Source organism: Pseudorhizobium banfieldiae, from assembly GCF_000967425.1.
Taxonomy (GTDB): domain Bacteria; phylum Pseudomonadota; class Alphaproteobacteria; order Rhizobiales; family Rhizobiaceae; genus Neorhizobium; species Neorhizobium banfieldiae.
The window spans coordinates 3,472,618-3,494,125 of sequence record NZ_FO082820.1 but is presented as its reverse complement, the minus strand read 5'-3'; the positions used below and the strand labels follow the sequence as shown (position 1 = coordinate 3,494,125).

Here is a 21,508-nt window from a genome sequence, read left to right as displayed (position 1 = left end):
AGCTTACAATGCAATTTTCCAGATTTACCACCTCGCTCGGCCGCCTGGGGGCTGCGTCTGCAGCCTTGATGGCGCCGGTTGTCGCCTTTGCCCAGGAGGCGGCTGCACCCGCTGCCGAGGCTGCGGCCGCGGCTCCGGTCCCGGACAAGGGCGACACCGCGTTCATGTTCATCTGCACGCTTCTCGTGCTCTTCATGCTGATGCCCGGGATCGGCCTGTTCTACGGCGGTCTCGTGCGGGCGAAGAACATGCTGTCCGTCCTCATGCAGTGCACGGTCGTCGGCGCCTGCATGATGATCGTCTGGGTGCTCTACGGCTATTCCTTCGCCTTCGGCGGATCGGAAAACGCCTTCTTCGGCGGCACGGCGAAGATGTTCCTGTCGGGCGTCACCATGGATTCCACGGCGGCGACCTTCTCTGACGCAGTCATCCCGGAATTCATCTTCATGCTGTTCCAGATGACCTTCGCGGCATTGACGCCGGCGCTGATCGTCGGGGCCTTTGCAGAACGTATCAAGTTCTCGGCAGCGATCCTCTTCTGCGTCCTGTGGGTGACCTTCGTCTATTTCCCGGTCGCGCATATGGTCTGGGATGCCAATGGTCTTCTCTTCGGCATGGGCGCGCTCGACTTCGCAGGCGGCACGGTCGTTCACATCAACGCTGGCGTCGCGGGTCTCATCGGAGCAATCATGGTCGGCAAGCGCATCGGCTTCGGCAAGGACATGATGGCCCCGCATTCGATGACGCTGACGCTTGTCGGTGCGGCCATGCTCTGGATCGGCTGGTTCGGCTTCAACGCAGGCTCCAACCTGGAAGCCTCCGGCGGCGCCATGCTGGCAACCGTCAACACCTTCGTCGCCACGGCCGCAGCCATCCTGTCCTGGTGTGTCGTCGAAACCTTTGCGCGGGGCAAGGCGTCCATGCTCGGTGCCGCCTCCGGCATGATCGCCGGTCTCGTCGCCATCACCCCGGCGGCCGGCATTGCCGGACCGATGGGTGCCATCGTCATGGGGATCCTCGTCTCGCCGATCTGCTACTTCTTCATCGCCGTGATCAAGAACAAGTTCGGCTATGACGACACGGCGGATGTCTTCGGCGTCCACGGTGTCGGGGGCTTCTTCGGCGCTCTGGCAACCGGGATTTTCGCCTCCTCGTCGCTCGGCGGCATTGGCTATGCGGAAGGCGTCACCATGGGTGGCCAGTTCATGACTCAGCTGACCGCCGTCGTCATCACCATCGTCTGGTGCGGTATCGGCTCGGTCATCCTCTACAAGATCGTCGACCTGATCATTGGACTGCGGGTCACTGTCGAAGCGGAGCGCGAGGGGCTTGATCTCGCCTCCCACGGTGAAGCTGCCTACCACTCCTGATCACAAGAGCTTGCGGCGATCTTCAGGATCGCCGCAGAACCTCCCGTCGCGGCCGCCTCCGGTTGTCGCGCTTGCCCGGACCTCGGTCCGGGCCTTTTTATTTCCACGCCTGTCGCAGCCTCCCCGGTCTTGCGATCGTGGTTAAAGACGCATTAACCACCGCCGGGCTACCTTGCGACCCAATGTGGCGGCGTGTGACCTCATGCGACCGCAATCTTCCACGAGTGTTGGCACGGCGGAATCGTAATGGGCAGAAGTACATCAGCGGCGATGGGAAGCGGGACGACCCGGGCAATGCTGCTGGCCTTCGTGATACGACAGGCGATGGCCCTGGCGGGCTTCGCGATCTTCCTCGGTCTTGCGCTGGCGATCGCAGCGCTTTCCACCTGGAACGTTGCCGATCCCAGCTTCTCCTATGCCACCGACAACGAGCCGACGAACCTCCTCGGCCATGGCGGTGCCGCTTTCGCCGACCTGATGATGCAGTTCCTAGGCCTGTCGAGCCTTGTCGCGCTCCTGCCGGTTCTGGCCTTTGCGCTTGCTCTGATCTCCGGGCGCGAGTTCAACCGCATTCCCGCAAGGCTTGCGGCCTGGGGCGGCGGCACCCTGCTGGCCGCCGCTTCGCTCGGCTGCTTTCCCGCCCCGCTGACGTGGCCCATCCCGAACGGTATCGGCGGCGTGATCGGCGACATGATCCTTCGCTTCCCGGCCCTGTTTGTCGGAGCGTATCCTACCGGCGTCCTGGCAACCGCTCTGGGTGTCGTCTTCGCCGTGCCAGCCGTCTGGTTGCTGCTGTTTGCGTCGGGCCTTGTGGGCGAGGCCTTCGAGGCGGAAGACGAGATTTATGCTCCTGCCGCCTCATCAAGCTCGCGTGCGCGTCCGCAGGCGGATGATGACGATGAAGAGGACGAAGGCGGTTTTGTTGGCTTCCTGGCACTCGGTGCCCTTGCGCATTACTGGTATATCGCCCAGGCGCGCTTCCGGCGTCTCTTAGGCATCAGGCATGCGAGCCCGAATTTTGACCAGCCGTATGATTTCAATGAGGACGAATTCGGGACGCTGAACGAGCCGGTTCGCGCGAAGGTCCAGGCGCCCGGAGTCGCTCGTATTGAGCCCTCTCTGGATGGTGCCGCCCGTCGGTCGATCGTGACACCGCCCATGGCTCATGACGACGATGATTTCGATGATGAGCCTCTCGTCCGGCCGGCCGGCATCCTTGCTGACGACGATGACGTGCCGTTCAGCGCGACGAGCCGGCCATCCGCTCCGGGCGCGCGCGTTCAGCCGCGGGTGGCCGCACCGCCGGCACCTCCGAAACCCAGTCCCCGCGTTGCCCGTGAAGCACAGGCGTCATTCATCGACCCGGATGGCTTCCAGCTTCCTTCGGTGCACCTCCTTGCCGAACCGAAGGCGGTTGCACGGGATGCGACGCTCTCCGCCGATGCGCTCGAACAGAATGCCCGTATGCTCGAAGGCGTGCTGGAGGATTTCGGCGTCAAGGGCGAGATCATTCACGTCCGTCCCGGCCCGGTCGTCACGCTTTACGAACTTGAGCCGGCGCCGGGCATCAAGTCTTCGCGCGTGATAGGCCTTGCGGACGACATTGCCCGGTCAATGAGCGCGATCGCCGCGCGCGTCGCCGTCGTGCCGGGCCGCAATGCAATCGGTATCGAACTGCCGAACCGCACCCGCGAGACCGTCTACCTGCGGGAAATGATCGGGTCCAAAGATTTTGAATCCAGCAAGGCGAAACTCGCCATGGCGCTCGGCAAGACGATCGGCGGCGAGCCGGTGGTGGCGGATCTTGCCAAGATGCCGCATCTGCTCGTCGCAGGTACAACCGGTTCCGGTAAGTCGGTAGCCATCAACACGATGATCCTGTCGCTGCTCTACCGCTATACGCCGGAGAAGTGCCGCCTGATCATGATCGACCCGAAGATGCTCGAACTCTCGGTCTACGACGGTATTCCGCATCTCCTGTCGCCTGTCGTGACCGATCCGAAGAAGGCTGTGGTGGCGCTCAAATGGACCGTCCGCGAGATGGAAGAGCGCTACAAGAAGATGTCGAAGATCGGCGTGCGCAACATCGACGGCTTCAACAGCCGGGTGGAGCAGGCGTTGGCCAAGGGCGAGGTCCTTACCCGAACCGTGCAGACGGGCTTCGACCGCCAGACCGGCGAGGCCATGTACGAGACGGAGGAGTTCGACCTCCAGCCCATGCCCTATATCGTGGTTATTATCGACGAGATGGCCGACCTGATGATGGTCGCCGGCAAGGACATCGAGGGTGCCGTGCAGCGCCTGGCGCAGATGGCGCGTGCCGCCGGCATCCACGTCATCATGGCCACGCAGCGTCCGTCGGTGGACGTCATCACCGGTACCATCAAGGCGAACTTCCCCACCCGCATCTCCTTCCAGGTCACCTCGAAGATCGACAGCCGCACCATCCTCGGGGAGCAGGGTGCCGAGCAGCTTCTCGGAATGGGCGACATGCTCTACATGGCCGGTGGTGGGCGGATCCAGCGCGTCCACGGTCCCTTCGTATCCGACACCGAGGTGGAGGAGATCGTCGCCTACCTGAAGACGCAAGGGGCGCCGCAATATCTCGAGGCCATCACGGCCGACGAGGACGAGGAAATGGATGGCATGGGCCCGACCGGGACCGGCAACCTTTCGGAATCGGACGATCCCTACGACCAGGCGGTGGCGATCGTATTGCGTGACGGAAAAGCCTCGACCTCCTATATCCAGCGGCGTCTGGGCATCGGCTACAACCGCGCCGCCTCATTGATCGAGCGTATGGAGCAGGAGGGGCTGATCGGCCCGGCCAACCACGCAGGGAAACGCGAGATCCTCGTGCCCACCGAAGGCGACATTCTGGAACGCTAACGCTCTGCGACGCGTTGTCATGAAGCCGCCGCGTTTTGAGCCCAGAAAGCGGCGGAAGGAGAACACAGAATGAAAAAAAAGACCGTTCGCTCCAGTCAGTTCGGCTCCATCAGCCGCCGATCCTTTGCGGCCGGACTGCTCGGTGTCGGGGTGTCCGCGATGCTTCCGTCAACTGGCGCTGCCCAGGGTGCCGCCGGATCGGCGGCCGCGCAGCGGATTGCCGACCATTTCTCTTCCGTCAAGACGATGATGGGCGAGTTCGTCCAGTTCGGACCTCGCGGCGAGCAGACGGGCGGCAAGTTCTTCATCGAGCGGCCGGGCAAGCTGCGCTTCAATTTCGAGGACCCGTCTCCCGTGCGCGTCATAGCCGACGGCAAGAATGTCGTCATCGGCAACATGAAGCTCAAGACCTGGGACCTGTATCCGCTCTCCAAGACGCCGCTGAGCCTCCTTCTCTCCGACCGGATCGACCTGTCGCACGAGATGGTGCGGGGTGTTCGCGAAGAGCCCGATCTCACCACGATCGTGCTTGGCAACAAGACGGTCTTCGGCGACTCGACCATCACCATGATGTTCGATTCCAAGACGTTCGAGCTTCGACAGTGGACGATCACCGATGCACAGAACAAGGATACGTCGGTGATGATCTACAACGTCAAGAACGGAGTCGGGTTCGACGACCGGGTCTTCCGCATCCCGTATGACGAGGTCCGCAAGCTCTAGCTGTTGGCTCAACGGAAAAGGCGGCTTTTTTACTTCACCGCTTCCGTGAAATCTCCTAAACCTCCGGCATCCCCGCCGAGGTTTAGGAATGACATTCTCCATCACCACCTGGAACATCAATTCGGTGCGGCTGCGCATGCCCATCGTCGAGCAGTTCATCGTGCGTCACCAGCCGGACATTCTGTGCCTGCAGGAGATCAAGTGCCAGGAGCACGAGTTCCCGCTGCAGCCGTTGAAGGATCTCGGCTACCAGCACATCATCATCCACGGTCAGAAGGGTTATCATGGCGTCGCGATCGCCTCGCGGGTGCCCCTCACCGAAGACCATAGGCAGAACTATTGCGGCGTCGGCGACGCCCGCCACATCTCGGCGATCTTCGAGCGCGGTTCGCGACGTATCCGGCTGCATAACTTCTACGTGCCGGCCGGTGGCGACGAGCCTGACCGTGCCGTCAACCCGAAATTCGGCCACAAGCTGGACTTCGTCGAGGAGATGAAGTGCCTTAAGGCAGATCCCACCCCCGGCATCTCCTCGATCCTCGTGGGGGACCTCAACATCGCCCCGCTCGAGCATGACGTGTGGTCGCACAAGAAGATGCTGAAGATCATCAGCCATACGCCTGTCGAGACGGAAGGTCTGCTCGAGGTGATGAGCAAGGGAAACTGGCTGGACCTGATGCGCCAGCACGTGCCGGACACCGAGAAGCTCTACACGTGGTGGAGTTACCGCGCCAAGGACTGGGCAGCAGCCGATCGAGGCCGCCGTCTCGACCACGTCTGGTCGTCACAGGATCTCGGCCCCTTCCTCGATCGGATAGAGGTTCTGAAGGAGGCGCGCGGATGGAACCAGCCATCCGACCATGTCCCGGTCACGGCCGTCTTCAGGTTCTGACGCCTAGCTGAACCGGTTCTGTAGCCCCGCGACGGCGCCGGCCATCGCGACGATATTATCGCGGATGCGCGCTTCCACCATTCGGCCTACCTGCGGGTATTCCTCCAGCAGTCGGTGGAAGAGGGTGCGGGTGACGCGAAGCACTTCGGCGTCCTCAACCGCAATGGCCGTGAATTTCCGTTCCACCATCGTGACCAGTGCCAGCTCCGACAGAAGTGTCCCCGGTACCGCAACGTCCTGGAGGCGGGCCGCACCCCGATCAGACGCGTAGAGTTCAAAGGTGCCCTTTGCGACCACGAAAGCGCATTCCGCCGGTGACCCCTCGCGGAACAGTTCCTGTCCTGCCGCAACGGCACGACGTTCCGCCCCAAATGCCAGCAGCCGCAACTGATCCTCGTCCAGTTCGCGGAACAGGGTGACCTGCGAAAGAAGGCGTATGTCGTCGTTGAGCGCCATGGGTGCTACGGGACGATCTTGTAGCCACCGTTCTCCGTCACCAGGATTTCGGCGCTGGAGGGGTCGCGCTCGATCTTCTGGCGGAGGCGGTAGACATGGGTTTCAAGCGTATGGGTGGTCACCCCGGAATTGTAGCCCCAGACTTCCTCGAGCAAAACGTCGCGGGTTACGACCTTCTGGTCGGCGCGATACAGGTAGCGGATGATCGCCGCTTCCTTTTCCGTCAGCCGGATCTTCTTGCCGTCCTCCGTGGTCAGGAGCTTCTGGCTCGGCTTGAAAATGTAGGGGCCGACCGTGAAGGTTGCGTCCTCGCTCTGCTCGTACTGGCGCAACTGTGCGCGGATCCGGGCGAGCAGGACTGCGAAGCGGAAGGGCTTGGTGATGTAGTCATTGGCCCCTGCCTCGAGACCGAGGATCGTGTCGGAATCCGTGTCGTGGCCGGTCAGCATGATGATCGGAGCCTTGAAGCCGTTCTTGCGCAGGAGCTTCACCGCCTCGCGTCCATCCATGTCCGGAAGACCGACATCCATGATCAGCAGGTCGACCTGGCTCGACTTGGCCACCTGCATCGCCTTGGTCGCATTCGGTTCCTGCAGGAGCGAAAACTCCTCGTAGAGCGCCAACTGTTCGGACAGCGTCTCGCGCAGGTCGTCATCGTCATCCACCAGCAATATCGTGCGAACTGCCATATGCTCCTGCCTCTCGTTTTTCTCGTCCCAAAGGTCCTACGGCGGCCGAGGGTAATTAGATCAGGCACTTGATCTAAGTCGCATCGTGCTATGATTTCAAACCAAATCATCTTCAAAGCAAGAATTCGTGAGGAAGGATGGCGAATTTGTGCAGACAGGGGCGCTCCCGTCGAGGTGTCGTGACCGTGCGGGCTGCTCCCGGCAGTTCCCGCCGGGGGCTCGTTTCCTTCTCTGGCGTCACTGTCCCGGCCGCGCTCGGCCGTAGCGGTCGTACAGCCTTCAAGCGGGAAGGAGATGGCGCCACGCCGATCGCGAACATGCGGCTTCTCTACGGCTTCACCCGCGGCGACCGGATGAAGTCGGTGCAAACGGCGCTGCCGATGCGGAGGATCAGGAATGACATGCTCTGGTGTGATCAGCCGGACCATCCGAGCTACAACCGGCTGGTTCGCGCACCGTTCAGGCCAAGTCATGAGGAGATGATGCGGCAGGATGGCCTTTACGACATCTGCCTGGTGCTCGATTGGAACGTCACCTCGCGCCGCCGCCATCGCGGCTCGGCGATCTTCTTCCACCTGATCAGGCCCGGTTACCAGCCGACCGCCGGCTGCGTGGCCGTCAGCCTCAGAGACATGCAGCGGCTCCTTCCCCACCTGCGCCGCGGGACGATCATACGCATCCTTTAGGTCTACGTTGTCCACCATCCCTCGCAGGGACATGGTTTATGGTGGCAATGCGACCAACCATATATCGGGGCGTCGCCGGACTGGGTGCCGATGAGACCTACCGCAAGGAACGTGGTGTCACGAAGCGGGTCAGAAGGCCGGAGCCCGGTCCGACCTGCCGCCAGTCCGTCACGGGGAAGTCGATGACCGCCAGTGCAGCCGTCGGATACTTCGCCGCCAGCGCGTCGCGAGCTCGTGCGTCCCCGTCGCCGATCAGCATCAGGGCCAGATCCTGAAGGCCGGGATTGTGACCGATCAACAGCAGCGTGGCAGCGGAATCGCCCAGGGCATGGATCGTATCGAGAAGTCTTGACGCGGAAGCTTCGTAGATATCCGAGGTCGTGCGCGCCGCGACCTCGGCCGGCAGCCTGCGCTGCACGAGTTCCCACGTCTGGCGTGTTCGCCTCGCATCGGAAACCAGGGCGAGATCCGGAATGAGGTGTTCCCGTGCCATGTAGTCTCCCATGGCAGGTGCGGCCTTCTCCCCGCGCTCCGCAAGGGGCCGCTCGTGATCGGCGACTGCGTCCGGCCAGGCAGACTTCGCATGCCGCAGGAGAAGCAGACGGCGCTGCCCCTGAGGCGCTTCCTTGTGGGGTTTGTTTGTCACAGGTCACCTGCCCGTTGTCACGCTCTGCCAATATGGTGTCAAAGCGCCGGCGGGACCAGCCGTTCCCTCCCTTGTAGCAGGAGCAAAACGAAAAATGCCGCCAACGGGGACGTCGACGGCATTTCTGGAAACACGATCAGGCAGGGGGCCTAGTTCCACTCGCGAATGTCGACGAAGTGGCCGGCTACCGCAGCAGCCGCGGCCATCGCCGGCGAGACGAGGTGCGTACGGCCCTTGTAGCCCTGGCGACCCTCGAAGTTGCGGTTCGAGGTCGAGGCGCAGCGCTCTTCAGGCTTCAGCCGGTCGTCGTTCATCGCCAGGCACATGGAGCAGCCCGGCTCGCGCCATTCGAAGCCGGCTTCCTTGAAGATCTTGTCCAGGCCCTCGGCCTCGGCCTGCTCCTTCACGAGGCCGGAACCCGGGACAACCATCGCCGAGACGGTCGGCGCCACATGCCGGCCTTCGAGCACCTTTGCAGCGGCGCGCAGATCCTCGATGCGGCCATTGGTGCAGGAGCCGATGAAGACGCGATCGATAGCAATGTCGGTGATCTTCGTGCCCGGCTTCAGGCCCATGTAGTCCAGTGCCCGCCACTTGGAGGCGCGCTTCGTCTCGTCCTTGATGTCATCGGGATTGGGCACGACGCCCTGCACCGAGATGACGTCTTCCGGGGAAGAGCCCCAGGAGACGATCGGCGGCAGGTTGGCCGCGTCCAGCACGACCACCTTGTCGAAGTGGGCGCCTTCATCCGTGTGCAGCGTCTTCCAATATTCCAGCGCCATGTCCCAGGCCGCACCCTTCGGCGCGCGGGGCTTGTCCTTGATGTAGGCGAATGTCGTCTCGTCCGGCGCGATCAGGCCGGCGCGGGCGCCGCCCTCGATCGTCATGTTGCAGATCGTCATGCGGCCTTCCATCGACAGCGAGCGGATCGCCTCGCCTGCGAATTCGATGACGTGGCCGGTGCCGCCGGCGGTGCCGATCTCGCCGATGATGGCAAGGATGATGTCCTTGGCGGTCACGCCTTCGGGGAGCTTCCCGTCGACGCGCACCAGCATGTTCTTCGCCTTCTTCTGCACCAGCGTCTGGGTGGCGAGAACATGTTCCACCTCGGACGTACCGATGCCATGCGCCAGCGCACCGAAGGCGCCATGCGTCGAGGTATGGCTGTCGCCGCAGACGATCGTCATGCCCGGCAGGGTGAAGCCCTGTTCGGGGCCGACGATGTGCACGATGCCCTGCCGCTTGTCCTTCTCCGAATAATACTCCACGCCGAAGTCGTGGGCGTTCTGCGCCAGCGCCTCGACCTGGATGCGGCTTTCCTCGTTCTTGATGCCGATGTGGCGGTCCGGCGTCGTCGGCACGTTGTGGTCCACAACGGCAAGCGTCTTCTCAGGAGCGCGAACCTTGCGGCCGGCCATGCGCAGGCCCTCGAAGGCCTGCGGGCTCGTTACCTCATGGACGAGGTGGCGGTCGATATAGAGGAGACAGGTACCGTTGTCGTCGCTGACGACGTGGTCGTCCCAGATCTTGTCATAGAGTGTACGGGGTGCGCTCATGGCTGCCATCCATTGCAGGGATTATCACGAAAAGGGAATTCCGGCATGTATCGCTGCCGGCGCGAGCATGGATCGGCTCAGCTAAGTCGGCTGTTCAGAGCGCCATGGACGCGCGCGAAGAACCGTGCCGGCAGGCGCTTGTGATCCTGCAGCACGATGAACTGGTTCGCGAGGCATCCGAATTTCGATCCCATGGCCACCTTATTAGCAGTTTTGGGAGGTCCATTCAATATCGATGCCGCGAGCCCGGCGTCGTCAGCGCCCCGAGGCGAGAGGCAATCACATGGTCCAGCGACAGGCGCCCAGGACCGCGTGCGGCGATCAGCAGCAGGCAGGCGGCCCAGGTCCCGTGGGTTGGCCAGGCGCCGGGATAGACGAAGACCTGGATCACCAGCGTCATGGCCAGAAGCCCAAGCGCCGCGAGGCGGCTGCCGAGACCGAGGACCAGCAGGACCGGCAGCAGATGCTCCGCCAGCGTCGCCATGTGGGCTGCAAGCGAAGGATTGAGGAGCGGCAGCGAGTATTCGTGCTCGAAAAGATAGATGGCGTTTTCCGATACTCGCCAGCCGTCGAGCTTCGTCTGCCCCGACTGCCAGAAGACCCCGGCAATCGAGAGCCTGGCGACCAGCACGATCAGGTCATGGGGAATGCGTTCGAGCAGGCTTGCGCCCGCCCGCAGGCGGCGGGCCGGGCGTGTGTCAGCGGATGCGGCAACCGGACTGCTCATGGCTCTTCTCCCTGATGGCGGATGGCAGTGAAGACGCCGGAACGGAGAGCGCCGGCGATGTTGGCGGATAGATCAAAACCACGCTCTGCAGCCGCCGCGTCTTCGGCTGCGGACTGCAGGTCTCCTCCGGCGGCGAGCGCGTCGAGGAAGGCCCCACCGCCTCGCGGCAATTGCAGCACTTCGACCGTCAAGTGCGGTCGAACCACAAGGGCGTCCTGCCCTGCCCAGTCGGTGACCGGCGCGACCGCCGCCTCACCGGCATTCATCGCCCAAATGGTCACCACCGGATAGGCGGAACGGATGACGGAGACGGAGGGGTGGAGCGCTAACCGCAGCCCCGGCAGCCGTCCCGGCGGAACCTCCGAAAGGCGCGCGGGATCGAGCGGGGCCATGTCGACGGCATGATAGGCGCGTCCCCTCGCGCTCTCCAGACGGATGACGTCCGGCAGGTAGGGCAGCGCCGCGGCCGGCGGAAAGTCTGCAGCGAATCCGGCCAGCTCATCACCATAGCGGAAGAGCAGGGGGGAGCGCGGCGGGTGGAGGCGGATGAAGCTGTCCGCCATCCCGGCAAAGAAGGCTTCTCCGACGATCCTTTCGGTGACCGGAAAGCGGCTTGCCAGCGCACGTCGCAGGCTGATCATCACATTGTTCCGATAGACATCGTACCGAACCCCGGGGTCGCGGGAATTCCAGGACGCAAGTCCGGCGGGAGGCGGCCTGTCCGGGTGCATCAGTGCCCGCGCGAAATGATCATGCATCGTCGACATCGCCAACTCCTAGGCTGCGAGTGCGGAACGGCGCAGAATCGCGTCTGCGGCCTCGGCCTCCGCCCTCAGCACTGGCCAGCCGGGCACGTCATTGTCCCATTCGATCAGCGTCGCCACCGGCCCCGTGCGCTCGATCACCTCCGCATAGAGCGCCCAGACCGGGTCGCGCACCGGATTATCGTGAGAATCGATCAGAAGGGGTGCGCCGAGATCATCCTCAGTGACCGAATGACCGCCCAGATGGATCTCGCGAACGTGCCTCACCGGAAAACGGGCGAGGTAGCTGCGAGGATCTGTGTTGTGGTTCGTGGACGCCACGAAGACGTTGTTGACGTCGAGCAGCAGCCCGCAGCCGGTCCGCGCCACGACTTGCTCGAGGAAGTCCGTTTCCTCGTAGGTGCTTTCCGTGAAGAGGAGGTAGGTCGCCGGGTTTTCCAGCAGCATCTGACGCCCCAGCGTCATTTGCACCTCGTCGATATGCCGGCATACCTGCGCAAGCGTCTCCTCGGTGTAAGGCAGAGGCAGCAGGTCGTTCAGGAAGGTCGTGTCATGCGTCGACCAGGCGAGGTGCTCGGAAAAGCTCTCCGGCTGGTAGCGATCAGAGAGCGTCTTCAGGCGCTGCAGGTGATCCCGGTCGAGCGGCTGCATGGAACCGATCGACAACCCGACTCCATGGATCGACAGCGCGTAGTCCTCTCTCAGCCGCGAAAGCTGTGCATGCGGGACACCGCCATCGCCCATGTAGTTCTCGGCATGGATTTCGAAGAAGCCGAGGGGTTGCCGCGACATGTCGATGCTGGTGAAGTGTTCCGGCTTGAAGCCGACGCCGGCGCGGGCCGGAAGCTGTGAAGGCTGCATGTCTCTCTCCCTGAAGAAACCGGCGCCGCACCCGCTGCGACGCCGCGCTTTTCCTGATGTCAGGCGGGAGCCGGGCCGGGCTCCAGCATGCCGTGACCGTTCGGTGTCATCATCGCCTCGCAGGTGCCGGCGGGAACCAGCTTGAAGGCGTTCTGCTGGTAATCAACCTTGGAGGTTCCGGCGCAGGTGGTGCCAGGGCCCGCGGCGCAGTCGTTCTGGCCCTTCAGGGCGACGCCGTAGCATTTCTCCTTGCCTTCCTGGGCAAGGGCCGGCGATGCGATCGACGCCAGTGCCGAGGTGACGGATGCCGCGACGGCAAGTGAAAGAATTGAGTTCTTCATGTCAGGTCTCCCGTTCGAGCAAGCCTTGGTGGCTTGCATGAAGACCTACGGGTGGGCTCGTCCGACCGTTACAAGTGCGCGAGAAACTTCTTGGCTGCTCCCTCGAACGGAAGGAGTATCCCGCCCTCCAAATCTGCAGATATCCGTGTAACATTCGGTTCTGTGGCGGCGTAGGGCTCATTAATGAGTGAAGTTGCGCGCGAAGAGCAATGGTCTGCATGGATGCGGGCGGCAGTCCGCGGTGATGCCCAGGCATATCACCGCTTCCTGACGTCCGTGACACCGCACCTGCGCGTCATGGCCCGCCGCCGTTGCGCCCAGTTCGGGGCACCTGCCAGCGAAGCGGAGGATGTCGTGCAGGAGGTCCTGCTGTCGATACACCTGAAGCGCGCAACCTGGGACCCGTCGCGGCCGATCGCACCATGGATATCGACCATCATCCGCAACAAGCTGATCGACAGCCTGCGCCGCCGCGGCCGCCACGTGGACGTGCCGCTCGAGGACGTCGTCGCGGTGTTGCAGATCGACGAGCAGGTGGAAACACAGGAGCGGCTGGACGTGGACCGGATATTGAAGACGCTGAAGGAGCCCCAGCGGACTATCGTGCAGGCGATTTCGGTCGAGGGCAGCAGCGTCCGAGAAACCGCGGGCAGGGTCAATATGAGCGAGGGGGCGGTGCGCGTGGCACTGCACCGCGCGCTGAAGGCGCTAAGTCTCACCTATCGGAGCCAATGACGTGAAGACTGATGAACTGATCAACATGCTGTCCCAGGATTCCGATGTCCGGTTCCGCTTCGGTACCATCATGATGAGCGCACTCGTTGCTGCGGTTCTTCTTGCCGGCCTGCTCTTCTTCGCCGCGATGGGCGCGCGGCCGGATTTCTACGAGGCGCTGGAGAGCGTGCGATTCCTCTTCAAGTTCGTGATCACCCTGGCACTGTTCCTGGCTGCCGCCAACCTGATGGCGCGGATGGCTCGTCCCGGGGTGCCGATCCTCTTCTCACGTGCTGGGCTTCTGGTTGTCCCCCTGCTTCTCGCCTTTGCGGTGCTGGCGGAACTGGCGGCGGTTCGCCCGGCCGACTGGGCGCTCAACATGATCGGTCGCAACGCCTACGAGTGCCTGACGCTGATACCGCTTCTGTCGATCGGCCCTCTCGCAGCCTTCCTGCTCGCACTTCGCCAGGGCGCTCCGGCAGATCCGGGCAAGGCCGGCGCGGTTGCCGGACTGGCTGCAGGCGGCATTGCAGCCGCATTCTACGCGGCGAACTGCACCGACGACAGCCCGCTCTTCGTGGCGCTCTGGTACACGCTTGCAATCGGTATCGTCACCGGTGCCGGCTATCTTGCCGGCCGTCGCTGGCTCGCCTGGTAGCAATCGAAGCCGGAAGGGGACCGACGGCAACAAAAAAAGGCGGCCCGAGAGCCGCCTTTTCAATTCCAGTGGGAGGAAGCTTATTCTGCCGAACCTTCGGCAGCCTTTGCTTCTTCCGCTGCCTTCGCTTCGGCAGCCTCTGCTGCGGCCTTCTCGGCGGCAAGCGCCTGTGCGGCTGCTACCTTCTCGGCCTCGAGACGGGCCTTTTCCTCGGCAATGGCAGCGCGCTCTGCTTCGTTCAGCTTGCGTGCGCGGGTGCCGGTGTTCTCGACGATACGAGCCGATTTGCCGCGACGATCGCGCAGGTAGTAGAGCTTGGCGCGGCGGACCTTACCGCGGCGAATGACTTCGACGCCTTCGACGAGCGGCGAGTAAACCGGGAATACGCGCTCGACGCCTTCGCCGTAGGAGATCTTGCGGACGGTGAAGCTCTCGTTGATGCCGCCGCCGGAACGGGCGATGCAGACGCCTTCATAAGCCTGTACGCGGGTACGGGTACCTTCACGGACGCGCACGTTGACGCGGACCGTGTCGCCGGCTTCGAACTCGGGGAGCTTGCGCTGGGCTTCGATCTTGGCGGCCTGTTCGGCTTCCAGTTCCTGGATGATGTTCATTGTCAAACCTTTCCGTTCTTCTGAAACAGCCAGAGCGCTCGATCATCGTCCTTCGGCCGGGCCTCCGGAGTGTGTCCCTTGCGGAACAAGAGCGGGTTCGCCATTCTTTCTTGCTGGTCGACGGGAGATCACGCGCATGCGCGGGGCCCATGTCCGGGTGCGCCAATACACCAAAGAAACCGGTTTGTCATCATGCGCGCCACAGATTTTGCACCGTAACGCTTCCTCTGCCGCCTGCCTTGCCGTTCCAAGCGCTCCCCGCTATGTGCTCTCGCCAGCCAAGGGGGACATCATGACAATCGCAACCATCCTGCTGCTGTTCACGTCGGCCTTCCTCGCCGGCGCGGTGAATGCGATCGCTGGCGGCGGGACCTTCCTGACCTTCGGAGCACTCACTGTCGTCGGCATGCCGCCGATCACAGCCAATGCGACGTCCTCCATCACCCAGTTCCCCGGCTATATCACCTCCACGCTCGCCTATCGCGACGAGATTGCCAGGAGCTGGCGTAGCGCCATCGCCCTTTCCGTCGTCTCGGTCATCGGCGCCCTTGGCGGGTCACTGCTTCTCCTGTCGCTCGACAATCCCTCCTTCCGCCAGATCGTGCCATGGCTGCTTGCGGCAGCGACGATCATCTTCGCAGCCGGACCTTGGCTCAAGCCCAAGGCGAGTGCTGAAAAACCAGTCAATTCGAAGATCAGCGTCGTGGCCCAGTTCTTCACGTCGATTTATGGCGGCTTCTTCGGGGCGGGCATGGGCATCATGATGCTCGCCGTGCTCGGCATCACCTCCGGCGGCACCTATCACCACCTCAACGCGCTCAAGAACCTTCTGTCGATCCTGATCGCGGCAGTCGCCATCGTCATCTTCGTGTCCGGCGGCGTCGTCGCCTGGCCGCAGGCGCTGGTGATGATTCCCGGCGTCGCGCTCGGCGGCTATGCCGGCGTGTGGATGGCGCGGCGTGTGTCCCAGACGGTGATGCGTGTAGTCGTCGTCGCCGTCGGCGTTGCCCTGACCACCTATTATTTCGTGACGGGCTGACCGATCCGTCCCAGATGCGTGTCGTGGAAGCCGCTCATGTGCTTCAGGCCGTAGCCGAGCGCTCTGTCCAGACCGATGTGGGCGGCCCAGATCAGGGCGAGCGCCACCGCAAGATCCCATGCCATTAAATAGCCGAGGGTCAGAAGCAGCCCGACCCCGATGTAGCTGTGCAGCGCATTGTAGCAGATGGCGCCGATCCGCGGACCGAACAGGTAGCCCGCCATCGCGGCGTCGGGCACAAGGATGAGCATCAGGAAAAGCCACCATCCGGCGCCGAGATGCTAGTAGGCGCCCAGCGCCACCAGCGCTACGGTCGCGTTTTCAAGGCGCAGGAACAGGCGCATCGGTCAATCCTGCCCTGACTGTAGAAGATCCGGCCGCCGCTCGCGCGTCAGCTTCAGTGCCTGCTGGCGGCGCCACTTGTCGATCTCGGCATGGTTGCCTGAGGTCAGCACGGAGGGAATCTCTCGGCCCTCGAAGACCTGCGGCCGGGTGTAGTGCGGATATTCCAGCAGCCCATCCTCGAAGCTCTCGTGGGTGCCCGAAAGGTCATTGCCCATCACGCCGGGCAGGATGCGCACCACCGCGTCGAGCAATGTCAGCGCCGCCGGCTCGCCGCCGGAGAGGATGTAGTCGCCGACCGAGACTTCCTCTAACTGGCGTGCCTCGATTACCCGCTGGTCGACACCTTCGAAACGACCGCAGACGATGACCACGCCCTCGCCGGCCGCCAGTTCCCGCACGCGTTTCTGCGTCAGCGGGCGACCGCGGGGGCTCATCAGCAGGCGTGGCCGGTTGTCATGGCCGGAAACCTGGTCGATGGCTTTCGCGAGGATATCCGGCTTCAACACCATGCCGGCGCCGCCGCCGGCAGGCGTGTCGTCCACAGTCCGATGCCGGTCCTCGGCGAAGTCGCGGATCTGTACAGGCTCGATCGACCACTGGCCACGCCCCAGCGCCTTTCCGGCAAGCGAATGGCCGAGATGACCGGGAAACATCTCAGGATAGAGTGTAAGGATCGTGGTGCGGAAGCTCATGGCGCGTCGCCGGGTTCGCCCCCACGCCGGTCCTTGCCCTGCGGACGATCCTCCGGGTCCTCGATGAGGCCGGCTGCACGAGGATCGATCAGGATACGACCGCCTTCGAGGTCGATCTCCAGCACCGCGGCTTCGGAGAAGGGGATAAGCACCGGGCGTCGGCCCGGGCCCTTGAGTTCGAGCAGGTCGCCGGCGCCGAAATCGAAGACGCCGGTCACCGTCCCGTAGCTCTTGCCGCTCTCATCGACGGCCTCCAGCCCTTCCAGATCGGCATAGTAGAACTCGTCGTCATCCAGCTCGTCGTCCGGCAGGTTCTCCCGCTCGATGAAGAGCTCGAGGCCATTCAGGGCTTCGGCCGCGTTGCGGTCGTTGATGCCGCGGAAACGGACAATCGCGACATTCTTCGCCTCGCGGATCTCCAGGATCTCGAAGATCCGGCCATCCTTGCCGTGCAGGTTCCCGTAGTCGCCCAGCGCCAGCGGGTCGGCCGTGTAGGCGCGCACCCGCACCTCGCCGCGCAGGCCCTGCGCCGCGCCGACTGTTGCCATGAGGATCGGGTTGTGGAGCTTCGTCATGCGCATATTCCGGATGGTTCAGGCGCTTGTACCGGCAGCCGGGACAAATGGAAACAGAAAACGGGCGGCGCGTCTCCGCACCGCCCGTTCGTCCGCAAGATGCGGATCAGCCTTATTCGGCAGCAGCTTCGGCCGCCGCAGCCTTGGCGTCTTCTTCGCGCTGGGCGCGCTCGGCGGCACGCTCCTGGGCCTTCTTGCCGGGCTTTGCCTTCTCCGGGTTGTTACGGGCGTCGCGCTGGGCGACGCCGGCTTCGGCGAGGAAGCGCAGGACGCGGTCGGTCGGCTGGGCGCCCTTGGCGATCCATTCCTGGATGCGCTCGAGGTTCAGCTCGACGCGCTTCTCGTTATCCTTCGGCAGCATCGGGTTCCAGGACCCAAGCTTTTCCAGGAAGCGGCCGTCGCGGGGCGCGCGGGCGTCGGCAACGACGACGTGGTAGTAGGGGCGCTTCTTGGAGCCGCCACGGGCGAGACGAATCTTCAGGGTCATTTTCTTACTCCTTGGTGTTTCTTGAGGCCGCCCTGCGGCGGGCTGTCTGGTTCAAGCGGGTTGTTTCGTGCCGCCGTGCTCGGCGGCGATGGCTTCATGATGCCGGATGACTTCCTTGATGACGAAGTTGAGGAACTTCTCGGCGAAATCCGGATCCAGATGAGCATCCTTCGCCAGGCGGCGGAGGCGTTCGATCTGGTATTCTTCGCGCGCCGGGTCGGCCGGCGGCAAATCGTACTGGGCCTTCAGGAGGCCGACTTCCTTGGTGCAGCGGAAGCGTTCTGCGAGCATGTGCACCAGCGCCGCATCGATGTTGTCGATCGACTGACGGTAGCTCGCGAGCTTCTGCTTGATGTCCTCGGCCATGGTTCCCCCTCTTTACTTCTTCTTCGGCAGGCCGGGCAGACCCGGGAAGCCGCCGCCGCCGAGGCCCGGAAGGCCGCCACCCGGCAGGCCCGGCATGGAGCCCGGCTTGAAGCCTGCGGCTTCCGCCTGCTTCTGCAGCGCTTCGAGCTGCTTAGGGTCGAGCTTGGAAAGGTCGGGCATGCCGCCCATTCCACCCCCGAGGCCGCCCATGCCGCCAAGTCCCATCTTGCCGGCAAGGCCGCCCATCATCTGCTTCATCATGCCGCCGCCTTTGCCCTTGCCGCCCATGGCCTTCATCATGTCGGCCATCTGGCGGTGCATTTTCAGCAGCTTGTTGATCTCGGCGGCGTCGGTGCCGGAGCCGGCGGCGATGCGCTTCTTGCGGGAATGCTTGAGGATATCCGGATTGGCGCGTTCGGCCTTGGTCATCGACTGGATGATGGCGATCTGGCGGTCGAACATCTTGTCGCTCATGCCGGACGCGGCAAGCTTGTCCTTCATGCCGGCCATGCCGGGCATCATTCCCATGATACCGCCCATGCCGCCGAGCGACTTCATCTGGCGCAGCTGGTCGGCGAGGTCGTTCAGGTCGAACTTGCCCTTGGCCATCTTCTCGGCCATGGCGCGCGCCTTCTCGGCGTCGATGTTCTCCGCGGCCTTTTCGACGAGGGAGACGATGTCGCCCATGCCGAGGATGCGGTCGGCGATGCGGCGGGGATGGAATTCCTCCATCTCCGCCATCTTCTCACCCGTTCCGATCAGCTTGATCGGCTTGCCGGTGACGGCGCGCATGGAAAGTGCAGCGCCGCCACGCCCGTCGCCGTCCATGCGGGTGAGCACCAGGCCAGTGATGCCGACGCGTTCGTCGAAGTTGCGTGCGAGGTTGACGGCGTCCTGGCCGGTCAGGCTGTCGGCAACGAGCAGGATCTCGTGCGGGTTCGACTTCCGCTTGATCTCGGCCATCTCGACCATCAGCGGCTCGTCGATATGGGTGCGGCCGGCGGTGTCGAGGATGACGACGTCATGGCCGCCGAGCCTTGCCGCCTGCACGGCGCGTGCGGCAATGTCGGTCGGCGACTGGCCGGCGATGATCGGCAGCGTGTCGACGCCTGTCTGGACGCCGAGCTGGCGAAGCTGTTCCTGGGCGGCGGGGCGGCGCGTGTCCAGCGACGCCATCAGCACCTTCTTCTTCTCGCGGTCGGTCAACCGCTTGGCGATCTTGCCGGTCGTGGTCGTCTTGCCCGAGCCCTGGAGGCCGACCATCATGATGACGACGGGGGCAGGTGCATGCAGGTCGATGCCGACCCCTTCGGAGCCCAGCATCTCAACCAGTTCGTCATGGACGATCTTGACGACCATCTGGCCGGGCTTGATCGACTTCAGGACCGCAGCCCCGACTGCCTTCTCGCGCACCTTGTCGGTAAAGGCGCGGACGACCTCGAGCGACACGTCTGCCTCGAGCAGCGCACGGCGAACCTCGCGCAGCGCCGCGGAGACATCCGCCTCGCTCAACGCGCCACGGCCGGTCAGTCCATTCAGGATGGAGCCAAGACGGTCCTGGAGGTTTTCAAACATCCGTGTCTTCCTTCTTCGTTTCCGGGTGCCGGAAACGTCGGGTCTTTCCGCGACGAAAACAAGGCGCCCAGACGCGGGCAAAGCCGAAAAGCACCCGAGGGCGCCACGCGCTGTCGGATGTTGACCTCCGGGCTCAGTATCATCGGCCCCGGTCGGCGGCTCCAAGTCTTGTCACTTGTCAGCAGATGCGGGCGATAAACAGGAAACGGGCAGGAAAGTCAAGCTTCGCGGTGCTGTCACTTCTCCGCGACCTCGTCGGCTACGCTTGAAGCCACATGACGCCGACCCTATACATCTGCAATGAACCGTCGCAGCTTCCTCAAATGGTCCGGTCTCGCGGCCCTTGCCGCGCTTGCCGGAGGCGTCACGGCAAGGAGCGCCATGGCCGGCAACAAGTATTATTCCGGGCCGGTGAGCGATCACTTTGATGGCAAGCTGTTCTTCAACCCCGACGGAGAGGAGCCGAGCGGCCTCCTGAACCTCGTTCGCTGGAAGCTCGGCAATGGCAACAAGGCCTGGCCCGAGAGTTTCCCTAGTCCGTTTCCACAGGCCGTGCCTGAAGAACGGATAACAGGTGACCGGCTGGTGGTCACCCTGGTCGGTCACGCATCGTTCCTGATCCAGGTCGCGGGCCTCAACATCCTGACCGACCCCGTCTGGGACGAGCGCGCAAGCCCCGTCCGCTTCGCCGGCCCGAAGCGGGTCAACCCGCCCGGCATCAACATGGGCGACCTGCCGCCCATCGATCTCGTCATCGTCACCCACAACCACTACGACCACATGGATCTTGAAACGCTCTGGGTGCTCCAGGGGCGCGACAAGCCGCGCTTCGTCACGCCCCTCGGCAACGACGAGATCATCCGCGCCCGTGTAGAGGATGGACGCTTCGACGGCATGGATTGGGGCGATCGGCTGGAGGTCGGCCGTGGCGTCACCCTTCATTGCGAGCCCTGCCACCACTGGTCCGCGCGTGGGCTGGGGGACCGCCGCATGGCGCTCTGGGCTGCCTTCGTCATCGAAACACCGGCCGGCAAGATCTACCATATCGGTGACACCGGCTTCCATCGGGGGATCAACTATCGCGCGGCAAGGGAAAAGCATGGCGGCTTCCGTCTCGCCAACCTGCCCTTCGGCGCCTACGAGCCGCAATGGTTCATGAAGGCGCAGCACCAGAACCCCGAAGAGGCGGTGGAAGGCATGCTTCTCTGCGGTGCCGGCCATGTGGCCGGGCATCACTGGGGCACCTTCAAGCTGACGGACGAGGGCGTTGAGGAGCCGGTGGAGGCATTGCATGCAGCACTCGGCAAGCGCAGCCTGTCGCGTGATCGCTTCCGTCCAATGCGACCTGGCGAGGTGTTCGAGGTGCCTGCGGCAACAGTCTGATCCGAGGACATGAGGCGTTGTTTTCGCACAGCTGCCTCAACTGGTTCAAAGACTTAGCCCACTTTACATCCACCTATTCGAAAGTGGAGGGACAATGCTCCCGCTTCCGTCGCCGGAGTGTTTCGCGAGACGTTTGCGGGCAGGCGGGAGCCGGCGCCCTGTCTCGATGCCGTAACGTGCGGTGAGAGGCAGGGAGGCGGAAGTCATGGCGGTGTTGTCGCAAGATGCCGCTGCCTATCAAGTCTCCCCCGGGCCGCCAGGTTCCGGTTCGGTTTAGCCGTGCAAGTGCGAGCGCTGCTCGTACGCAGCGAGACGAGATGACCGCCTGTAGGGACCGGAAGTCCCGAAAGAACGCCGAAGGCCACGCACATGCGGAGCCACACTTTAATACTTTGAGAGGTTTCGCATGTGCGTGGGCTCTCCTGAAAACGTGTCTGCAACCGCGCCGGCTTCCGGTGGC

At 63.6% G+C, this 21,508-nt stretch carries 23 protein-coding genes and 1 pseudogene; 9 read left to right on the top strand and 15 right to left on the bottom strand.

The window, feature by feature from the left end:
• Window positions 1-8: 8 nt before the first annotated feature.
• The 4 genes from NT26_RS17030 (at window position 9) to NT26_RS17015 (ending at window position 5,874) form a co-directional block, all read left to right on the top strand.
• A complete protein-coding gene (locus NT26_RS17030) occupies window positions 9-1,370 on the top strand; it encodes an ammonium transporter (RefSeq protein ID WP_052640490.1) in 1,362 nt (453 codons plus the stop codon).
• A 246-nt stretch (window positions 1,371-1,616) separates the two neighbouring features.
• A complete protein-coding gene (locus NT26_RS17025; RefSeq protein ID WP_052640489.1) occupies window positions 1,617-4,259 on the top strand; it encodes an FtsK/SpoIIIE family DNA translocase in 2,643 nt (880 codons plus the stop codon).
• A gap of 69 nt (window positions 4,260-4,328) precedes the next feature.
• Window positions 4,329-4,982 (top strand): outer membrane lipoprotein carrier protein LolA, encoded by a 654-nt coding sequence (locus NT26_RS17020; RefSeq protein WP_082077749.1) that lies wholly within the window; start codon window positions 4,329-4,331, stop codon window positions 4,980-4,982.
• Between the two features lie 88 nt (window positions 4,983-5,070).
• Complete coding sequence (locus NT26_RS17015) at window positions 5,071-5,874, top strand: exodeoxyribonuclease III (protein ID WP_052640488.1); 804 nt, start codon at window positions 5,071-5,073, stop codon at window positions 5,872-5,874.
• Between the two features lie 3 nt (window positions 5,875-5,877).
• Here NT26_RS17015 and NT26_RS17010 read toward each other — a convergent pair whose 3' ends face one another.
• Window positions 5,878-6,330 (bottom strand): cyclic nucleotide-binding domain-containing protein, encoded by a 453-nt coding sequence (locus NT26_RS17010; protein ID WP_052640486.1) that lies wholly within the window; start codon window positions 6,328-6,330, stop codon window positions 5,878-5,880.
• A 5-nt stretch (window positions 6,331-6,335) separates the two neighbouring features.
• On the bottom strand, window positions 6,336-7,019 hold the full coding sequence (locus NT26_RS17005) for a response regulator transcription factor (RefSeq protein WP_052640484.1): 684 nt from the start codon (window positions 7,017-7,019) through the stop codon (window positions 6,336-6,338).
• A 137-nt stretch (window positions 7,020-7,156) separates the two neighbouring features.
• On the opposite strand from NT26_RS17005, the gene NT26_RS17000 reads away from it, so the two are divergent.
• On the top strand, window positions 7,157-7,705 hold the full coding sequence (locus NT26_RS17000) for a L,D-transpeptidase family protein (protein ID WP_052640482.1): 549 nt from the start codon (window positions 7,157-7,159) through the stop codon (window positions 7,703-7,705).
• Window positions 7,706-7,802: 97 nt separating this feature from the next.
• On the opposite strand, the gene NT26_RS16995 is transcribed toward NT26_RS17000, so the two are convergent.
• From NT26_RS16995 to NT26_RS16970, 6 genes are all read right to left on the bottom strand, one after another.
• Window positions 7,803-8,351 (bottom strand): SixA phosphatase family protein, encoded by a 549-nt coding sequence (locus NT26_RS16995; RefSeq protein WP_052640480.1) that lies wholly within the window; start codon window positions 8,349-8,351, stop codon window positions 7,803-7,805.
• A gap of 149 nt (window positions 8,352-8,500) precedes the next feature.
• The gene (gene leuC, locus NT26_RS16990; RefSeq protein WP_052640478.1) at window positions 8,501-9,907 is read right to left on the bottom strand and encodes a 3-isopropylmalate dehydratase large subunit; all 1,407 of its coding nucleotides are present in this window, start codon (window positions 9,905-9,907) and stop codon (window positions 8,501-8,503) included.
• A 226-nt stretch (window positions 9,908-10,133) separates the two neighbouring features.
• Window positions 10,134-10,634 carry a DoxX family protein gene (locus NT26_RS16985; RefSeq protein ID WP_052640476.1) on the bottom strand — a complete coding sequence of 167 codons (501 nt, stop codon included), beginning with the start codon at window positions 10,632-10,634 and terminating at the stop codon, window positions 10,134-10,136.
• Window positions 10,631-11,401 (bottom strand): HvfC/BufC N-terminal domain-containing protein, encoded by a 771-nt coding sequence (locus NT26_RS16980; RefSeq protein WP_052640474.1) that lies wholly within the window; start codon window positions 11,399-11,401, stop codon window positions 10,631-10,633. The genes NT26_RS16985 and NT26_RS16980 overlap by 4 nt, the downstream gene beginning before the upstream one ends.
• Window positions 11,402-11,410: 9 nt before the next feature.
• Entirely contained in the window at window positions 11,411-12,259 is an 849-nt protein-coding gene (bufB, locus tag NT26_RS16975; protein WP_052640472.1) for an MNIO family bufferin maturase, read from the bottom strand.
• A 59-nt stretch (window positions 12,260-12,318) separates the two neighbouring features.
• Complete coding sequence (locus NT26_RS16970) at window positions 12,319-12,600, bottom strand: BufA1 family periplasmic bufferin-type metallophore (protein WP_052640470.1); 282 nt, start codon at window positions 12,598-12,600, stop codon at window positions 12,319-12,321.
• A gap of 183 nt (window positions 12,601-12,783) precedes the next feature.
• On the opposite strand from NT26_RS16970, the gene NT26_RS16965 reads away from it, so the two are divergent.
• Together NT26_RS16965 and NT26_RS16960 are read left to right on the top strand one after the other, a co-directional pair.
• Window positions 12,784-13,335 carry a sigma-70 family RNA polymerase sigma factor gene (locus NT26_RS16965; RefSeq protein WP_052640468.1) on the top strand — a complete coding sequence of 184 codons (552 nt, stop codon included), beginning with the start codon at window positions 12,784-12,786 and terminating at the stop codon, window positions 13,333-13,335.
• A 1-nt stretch (window position 13,336) separates the two neighbouring features.
• Window positions 13,337-13,972, top strand: a complete 636-nt coding sequence (locus tag NT26_RS16960) for an NrsF family protein (RefSeq protein ID WP_052640466.1) — start codon at window positions 13,337-13,339, stop codon at window positions 13,970-13,972.
• Window positions 13,973-14,052: 80 nt separating this feature from the next.
• Here NT26_RS16960 and rplS read toward each other — a convergent pair whose 3' ends face one another.
• Window positions 14,053-14,586, bottom strand: coding sequence for a 50S ribosomal protein L19 (rplS, locus tag NT26_RS16955; RefSeq protein WP_052640465.1), 534 nt, complete (start codon window positions 14,584-14,586; stop codon window positions 14,053-14,055).
• A gap of 292 nt (window positions 14,587-14,878) precedes the next feature.
• On the opposite strand from rplS, the gene NT26_RS16950 reads away from it, so the two are divergent.
• Window positions 14,879-15,625 carry a sulfite exporter TauE/SafE family protein gene (locus tag NT26_RS16950; protein WP_052640464.1) on the top strand — a complete coding sequence of 249 codons (747 nt, stop codon included), beginning with the start codon at window positions 14,879-14,881 and terminating at the stop codon, window positions 15,623-15,625.
• Here NT26_RS16950 and NT26_RS16945 read toward each other — a convergent pair.
• From NT26_RS16945 to ffh, 6 genes and pseudogenes are all read right to left on the bottom strand, one after another.
• Window positions 15,607-15,891, bottom strand: a pseudogene (locus NT26_RS16945) (DUF4260 domain-containing protein); the annotation flags it as partial. The gene NT26_RS16950 and the pseudogene NT26_RS16945 sit on opposite strands and share 19 nt — an antisense overlap.
• Window positions 15,892-15,972: 81 nt before the next feature.
• The gene (trmD, locus tag NT26_RS16940) at window positions 15,973-16,662 is read right to left on the bottom strand and encodes a tRNA (guanosine(37)-N1)-methyltransferase TrmD (protein ID WP_052640463.1); all 690 of its coding nucleotides are present in this window, start codon (window positions 16,660-16,662) and stop codon (window positions 15,973-15,975) included.
• Complete coding sequence (gene rimM / locus NT26_RS16935; protein WP_052640461.1) at window positions 16,659-17,237, bottom strand: ribosome maturation factor RimM; 579 nt, start codon at window positions 17,235-17,237, stop codon at window positions 16,659-16,661. The genes trmD and rimM overlap by 4 nt, the downstream gene beginning before the upstream one ends.
• Before the next feature lie 112 nt (window positions 17,238-17,349).
• Window positions 17,350-17,724 (bottom strand): 30S ribosomal protein S16, encoded by a 375-nt coding sequence (gene rpsP, locus NT26_RS16930; protein WP_052640459.1) that lies wholly within the window; start codon window positions 17,722-17,724, stop codon window positions 17,350-17,352.
• Between the two features lie 51 nt (window positions 17,725-17,775).
• The gene (locus NT26_RS16925) at window positions 17,776-18,090 is read right to left on the bottom strand and encodes a chorismate mutase (protein WP_052640457.1); all 315 of its coding nucleotides are present in this window, start codon (window positions 18,088-18,090) and stop codon (window positions 17,776-17,778) included.
• A gap of 12 nt (window positions 18,091-18,102) precedes the next feature.
• A complete protein-coding gene (gene ffh / locus NT26_RS16920; RefSeq protein ID WP_052640455.1) occupies window positions 18,103-19,665 on the bottom strand; it encodes a signal recognition particle protein in 1,563 nt (520 codons plus the stop codon).
• A gap of 300 nt (window positions 19,666-19,965) precedes the next feature.
• On the opposite strand from ffh, the gene NT26_RS16915 reads away from it, so the two are divergent.
• Window positions 19,966-21,048 carry an MBL fold metallo-hydrolase gene (locus tag NT26_RS16915; RefSeq protein ID WP_052640453.1) on the top strand — a complete coding sequence of 361 codons (1,083 nt, stop codon included), beginning with the start codon at window positions 19,966-19,968 and terminating at the stop codon, window positions 21,046-21,048.
• The last annotated feature ends 460 nt before the right edge of the window (window positions 21,049-21,508 follow it).

What these genes read in the sequence shown, in the direction of transcription:
- NT26_RS17030 (WP_052640490.1), top strand. Translation starts at nt 9, where the DNA reads ATGCAATTTTCCAGATTTACCACCTCGCTCGGCCGCCTGGGGGCTGCG.
- NT26_RS17025 (WP_052640489.1), top strand. Translation starts at nt 1,617, where the DNA reads ATGGGCAGAAGTACATCAGCGGCGATGGGAAGCGGGACGACCCGGGCA.
- NT26_RS17020 (WP_082077749.1), top strand. Translation starts at nt 4,329, where the DNA reads ATGAAAAAAAAGACCGTTCGCTCCAGTCAGTTCGGCTCCATCAGCCGC.
- NT26_RS17015 (WP_052640488.1), top strand. Translation starts at nt 5,071, where the DNA reads ATGACATTCTCCATCACCACCTGGAACATCAATTCGGTGCGGCTGCGC.
- NT26_RS17010 (WP_052640486.1), bottom strand. Translation starts at nt 6,330, where the DNA reads ATGGCGCTCAACGACGACATACGCCTTCTTTCGCAGGTCACCCTGTTC.
- NT26_RS17005 (WP_052640484.1), bottom strand. Translation starts at nt 7,019, where the DNA reads ATGGCAGTTCGCACGATATTGCTGGTGGATGACGATGACGACCTGCGC.
- NT26_RS17000 (WP_052640482.1), top strand. Translation starts at nt 7,157, where the DNA reads ATGGCGAATTTGTGCAGACAGGGGCGCTCCCGTCGAGGTGTCGTGACC.
- leuC (WP_052640478.1), bottom strand. Translation starts at nt 9,907, where the DNA reads ATGAGCGCACCCCGTACACTCTATGACAAGATCTGGGACGACCACGTC.
- NT26_RS16985 (WP_052640476.1), bottom strand. Translation starts at nt 10,634, where the DNA reads ATGAGCAGTCCGGTTGCCGCATCCGCTGACACACGCCCGGCCCGCCGC.
- NT26_RS16980 (WP_052640474.1), bottom strand. Translation starts at nt 11,401, where the DNA reads ATGTCGACGATGCATGATCATTTCGCGCGGGCACTGATGCACCCGGAC.
- bufB (WP_052640472.1), bottom strand. Translation starts at nt 12,259, where the DNA reads ATGCAGCCTTCACAGCTTCCGGCCCGCGCCGGCGTCGGCTTCAAGCCG.
- NT26_RS16970 (WP_052640470.1), bottom strand. Translation starts at nt 12,600, where the DNA reads ATGAAGAACTCAATTCTTTCACTTGCCGTCGCGGCATCCGTCACCTCG.
- NT26_RS16965 (WP_052640468.1), top strand. Translation starts at nt 12,784, where the DNA reads ATGAGTGAAGTTGCGCGCGAAGAGCAATGGTCTGCATGGATGCGGGCG.
- rplS (WP_052640465.1), bottom strand. Translation starts at nt 14,586, where the DNA reads ATGAACATCATCCAGGAACTGGAAGCCGAACAGGCCGCCAAGATCGAA.
- NT26_RS16950 (WP_052640464.1), top strand. Translation starts at nt 14,879, where the DNA reads ATGACAATCGCAACCATCCTGCTGCTGTTCACGTCGGCCTTCCTCGCC.
- trmD (WP_052640463.1), bottom strand. Translation starts at nt 16,662, where the DNA reads ATGAGCTTCCGCACCACGATCCTTACACTCTATCCTGAGATGTTTCCC.
- rimM (WP_052640461.1), bottom strand. Translation starts at nt 17,237, where the DNA reads ATGACGAAGCTCCACAACCCGATCCTCATGGCAACAGTCGGCGCGGCG.
- rpsP (WP_052640459.1), bottom strand. Translation starts at nt 17,724, where the DNA reads ATGACCCTGAAGATTCGTCTCGCCCGTGGCGGCTCCAAGAAGCGCCCC.
- NT26_RS16925 (WP_052640457.1), bottom strand. Translation starts at nt 18,090, where the DNA reads ATGGCCGAGGACATCAAGCAGAAGCTCGCGAGCTACCGTCAGTCGATC.
- ffh (WP_052640455.1), bottom strand. Translation starts at nt 19,665, where the DNA reads ATGTTTGAAAACCTCCAGGACCGTCTTGGCTCCATCCTGAATGGACTG.
- NT26_RS16915 (WP_052640453.1), top strand. Translation starts at nt 19,966, where the DNA reads ATGAACCGTCGCAGCTTCCTCAAATGGTCCGGTCTCGCGGCCCTTGCC.